The organism is Kitasatospora phosalacinea, assembly GCF_000717185.1.
GTDB classification, from domain to species: domain Bacteria; phylum Actinomycetota; class Actinomycetes; order Streptomycetales; family Streptomycetaceae; genus Kitasatospora; species Kitasatospora phosalacinea_A.
Genome location: NZ_JNYE01000196.1, coordinates 1 through 3785, shown reverse-complemented (window position 1 = coordinate 3785; position 3785 = coordinate 1). Strand labels below are relative to the sequence as shown.

General features: G+C 77.4%; 3 protein-coding genes. 1 reads left to right on the top strand and 2 read right to left on the bottom strand.

Features of this window, described 5'->3' with window-relative positions; translation table 11 throughout:
* Positions 1 to 80: 80 nt before the first annotated feature.
* A complete protein-coding gene (locus tag OO57_RS37325; protein WP_063737734.1) occupies positions 81 to 1238 on the bottom strand; it encodes a Dyp-type peroxidase in 1158 nt (385 codons plus the stop codon).
* Between the two features lie 61 nt (positions 1239 to 1299).
* On the opposite strand from OO57_RS37325, the gene OO57_RS37320 reads away from it, so the two are divergent.
* Positions 1300 to 2604, top strand: a complete 1305-nt coding sequence (locus OO57_RS37320) for a right-handed parallel beta-helix repeat-containing protein (RefSeq protein WP_051778756.1) — start codon at positions 1300 to 1302, stop codon at positions 2602 to 2604.
* A 163-nt stretch (positions 2605 to 2767) separates the two neighbouring features.
* On the opposite strand, the gene OO57_RS44455 is transcribed toward OO57_RS37320, so the two are convergent.
* Entirely contained in the window at positions 2768 to 3535 is a 768-nt protein-coding gene (locus OO57_RS44455; protein WP_033257317.1) for a hypothetical protein, read from the bottom strand.
* Positions 3536 to 3785 lie beyond the last annotated feature (250 nt).

Below are 3785 nucleotides of genomic sequence, written 5' to 3'. Positions count from 1 at the left end.
CGCTGCACCCCCGGCAGGACCCACCCCACCGCCGGACTCTCTCCCCCTCCCCAGCCCTCGCGGCCAGCGACTCCCCTCCCCTACAGCCCCTCCCCCAGCGTCCCGCCCCGCTGCACCCCCGGCAGGACCCACCCCACCGCCGAGGCCGTGTGCGTCAGGAACGGCGTGAGCGCGTCGCGTTCGGCGAGGCGGGTCTGGACGCGGGTGAAGAGGGCCGGGTCGCGCATGAACGCGCAGAAGAGGAGGCCGCGGTCGGTGGGGGCGTCGTCGTAGGACCAGCCGCGGCGGAGCATCCGGGCGCCGCCGTCGAGGCGGGGGCTGCTGAGGCGGACGTGGGCGGTGGCGGGGATGACGTAGGAGCCGTCGGGGTGCTTGGCGTAGATGTCGGGGTCGTCGTGCTCGGCGCTGCCGGTGAGCGGGGCGCCGGTGTCGGCGCGGCGCCCCGTGGCGAGGTCGCGGCGGTCGGCGGGGAGGGCGGCGAAGGCGGCGGTGTCCATCCGGATGCGGCGGTAGACGAGGACGGTGCCGTCCCGCTGCCAGAGGGCGGGGTCGGCGGGGTCGGGGTTGGCGGTGCCGTCCTTGAAGCCGAAGAGGTTGCGGGGGGTCTGTCCGTCGGGGGTGGGCGGCAGGAAGCCGCTCTGGTGCCAGCGCAGGACGGCGCCCGCGGCGGTCGTGGCGGCGAGGAGGTGCTCGGTGAGGACGCCGGTGGTCCAGGGCTGTCCGGCGCTGACCTGGAGCAGCAGGTCGCCGCCGCTGCGGGCGGGGTCGAGGCGGTCGCCGGGGAGGGCCGGGAGTTCGGCGAAGCCGTCGGGGGTGGGGAGGCGCAGGCGGGCGGTGAGGGCGGGGCCGAGTGCGGCGAGGGTGGTGACCGGCGGGGTGCCGTCGAGCCGCGGGTCGTCGAGGGTGCCGTCGGCGGCGCGGGCGAGGACGTTCCCGGTGGCGGCGAGCAGCGCCCGCAGGGCGGCGCGGTCGGCGTCGGCGGGCAGGTCGAGGGCGAGCAGCCGGGTCGCGGGGAGCTGGGGGTGGGTGACGCCGGCCTGCCGGGCGCCGTGGAAGGGGACGGCCGCGGGCGGCGGGGCGGCGGCCGGGGTCCGGTGCGGGGCGTCCTCGCGGGTGAGGACGGTGGCTCCGGCGGCCCCCGCGGCGAGGGCGGCGCCCGCGGTGAACAGGGTGCGGCGGTCGATCCGGGGCCGTGGCGGGGCGGCGGCGTCCTGCGGGTTCCCCGGTTCGGTGTGCATGGCCGCCATTGCAGACGATAGAACACGTTTCATGCAACTCCGCCTCTCTTGCTTCACGTTGATGATCCGTCAGGCCCGGGCGGGCCGGTTACTGCTCGGTGCGGCGCTGCTGCTGCTCCCGGCCGCGGCGGGCTGCTCCTCGGGCGGGGGCGACGGCTCGTCCGCCGACCGGCACCCGCCGGGGACGGTGCTGCGGGTGCCGGAGGACTTCCCGACCGTGCAGCGGGCGGTGGACCTCGCGGCCCCGGGCGACCTGGTGCTGGTCGGCCCGGGCACGTACCGGGAGAGCGTGCGGATCACGCGGCCGCGGGTGGTGCTGCGCGGGACGGACCGCAACGCGGTGGTGTTCGACGGCGGGCTGAAGCTGGTCAACGGCATCACGGCGACGGGCGCGGGCAGCGTGGTGGAGAACCTGACCGTGCACGGGTACCTGGCCAACGGGGTGCTGTTCACCGGCGTCACCGACGAGAAGCTCCAGCGCCACGGCGCGGGCGGCTCCGCCTACGACCCGCTGGACACCACGCGCTTCCCGCCCGTCCAGGGCTTCCGGGCGAGCAGGGTGACGGCGTACGGGAACGCGCTGTACGGGATCTACGCGTTCGACGCGCGCGGCGGGGTGATCGAGGAGTCGTACGCGTCGGGGCAGGCCGATTCGGGGATCTACGTCGGGCAGTGCAGGCCGTGCGACACCCTGGTGCGGGGCAACACGGTGGAGCGCAACGCCGTCGGGATCGAGATCACCAACGCCTCGGAGAACCTGACGGTGGTGGGGAACCGGGTGGTGGGCAACCGGGTCGGGGTGACGGTCAACTCGAACGACCTGGAGTCGCTGGCGCCGCAGCACGCCGCGGTGATCGCGGGCAACGTGGTGGCCGACAACAACGCGGCCGACTCGCCGGAGCAGGCCGACGGCGGCTTCGGGATCGGCATCGGCATCGGCGGCGGGACGGGCAACCGGGTCGAGCGGAACCTGGTGCGGGGCAACCGGGCGGCGGGCGTGGTGGTGACGGACCCGCCGGGGCACCCGGCCGCCGGGAACCGGGTCACCGGCAACGCGGTCACCGGCAACGGGGTCGACCTGGTCAGCGCGGCGGCCGACCCGAGCAACTGCTTCACCGGCAACGGGCCCTCGGTGCAGAGCCCGGACGGGCTGGAACGCCTGGCGGCCTGCGACGCTCCGGGCGCGGGCCCCGTCCCGGCCGGACGCGCGGCGGGCGTCCAGGCCCCGCCGGGAACGGCCTTCAACGCCGTCCCGGTGCCACCCGCCCAGCCCTCGCTCCCCGACCCGCAGGCCCCGGCCGTCCCCGCCGTCGACCTCCCGGGCCGGGTCGACCCGGACGCCTACCCGCTGCCCACGCAGTCCTGAGGCCGCCGCGACCCGCTGCCGCCCACGACCCGACCGCCGCGCCGGGCGCGGCAAGCGCAGCAGGGAGCTTCGCCCCCGCCTGCACCCACCGCCGCCCGCCGCCCCGCGGTGCCTCCGCCCGCCGGGGTTCCCTCCTCCGCCCGGTCGCCCCCGTGGCAACGTCTCAGCCCGCCGTCGCCCAGGGCGCCTCCGGGAGCTCGGCCCCCGCCGCCGGCCCGTGGAAGTCCAGGGTGGTGGGGGTGCCGAGGCCGGTCATCCGCATGGTGACGCGGCGCAGGGCGCCCTCCGCGTCGATCCAGTAGGTGAGCGGCGAGGTGTCGCCGCTCGTGGCGGCCTCGCGGGGGCGGGGGCCGGAGATGCGGTCGTGGTCGCGGCCGTCGATGCGGTCGTGGCCGAGCAGGCGGGGGCCGGCCTGGGCGAGGAGGAGCGGGTTGTCGGGGCGGTCGGCGCCGAGTTGGACGGCGAGATCGAGTCCGGCGTCGAGCGGGTCGGTGCCGTAGGGGCGGGAGGTCCAGCCGGTGCGGGGGACGTGTTCGGCCTGTTCCCAGGGCGGTCCGTCCGCCCCGGCGGGGGTCGCGGCGAGGCCGAGGCCGCCGGTGTCCCAGATGACGAGTCCTTCGTCGAGGAGGCCCTGGCTGCCGGTGACCCGGTAGCTGCCCGCGGCGTGCCGGGTGCGGTAGTCGACGACGGCGTGCACCTGTACGACGGTGCCGCCGCCCTCCTGGACGGTCAGGTCGACGGCGGCGGGGTCGGCCCCGTAGAGGGTGAACCGGGAGAGCGCGAGCCGGGACGCCTCCTCGGTGGTGAGCGGGCGGGCGTCGTCCGGGCGGGCGGCGACCTGCCAGGCCGTCACTCCGCCCGCGGCGACCAGGACGGCGGTCAGGACGGCCGCCGCCGCGTACCGTCGGCGGTTCTTCTGCTGGGTGGCCACGGGTTCCTCTGCGGGGGACGGGAGTTCACGGGTGGGGCCCCGGGTTCGCACCCGGGGCCCCGTCGGACGGGGGGTCAGCCGGTGCGGCGCCTGCGCACCGCGACCAGCAGGCCGGTGCCGAGCACCAGCAGCAGCGCTCCGCCCGCGAGCGCGTACGGGACGGTCCCGTTCAGGCCGGTGCTGGCGAGGCCGCCGGACGGTGCCGGGCGGGCCTGCGGCGGCGCGGGCGCGGCCGGGGTGGGCGTCGGGG

Bases quoted from the DNA above. Each gene is read 5' to 3' on its own strand.
- OO57_RS37325 (WP_063737734.1), bottom strand. From the start codon at position 1,238: ATGCACACCGAACCGGGGAACCCGCAGGACGCCGCCGCCCCGCCACGG.
- OO57_RS37320 (WP_051778756.1), top strand. From the start codon at position 1,300: ATGATCCGTCAGGCCCGGGCGGGCCGGTTACTGCTCGGTGCGGCGCTG.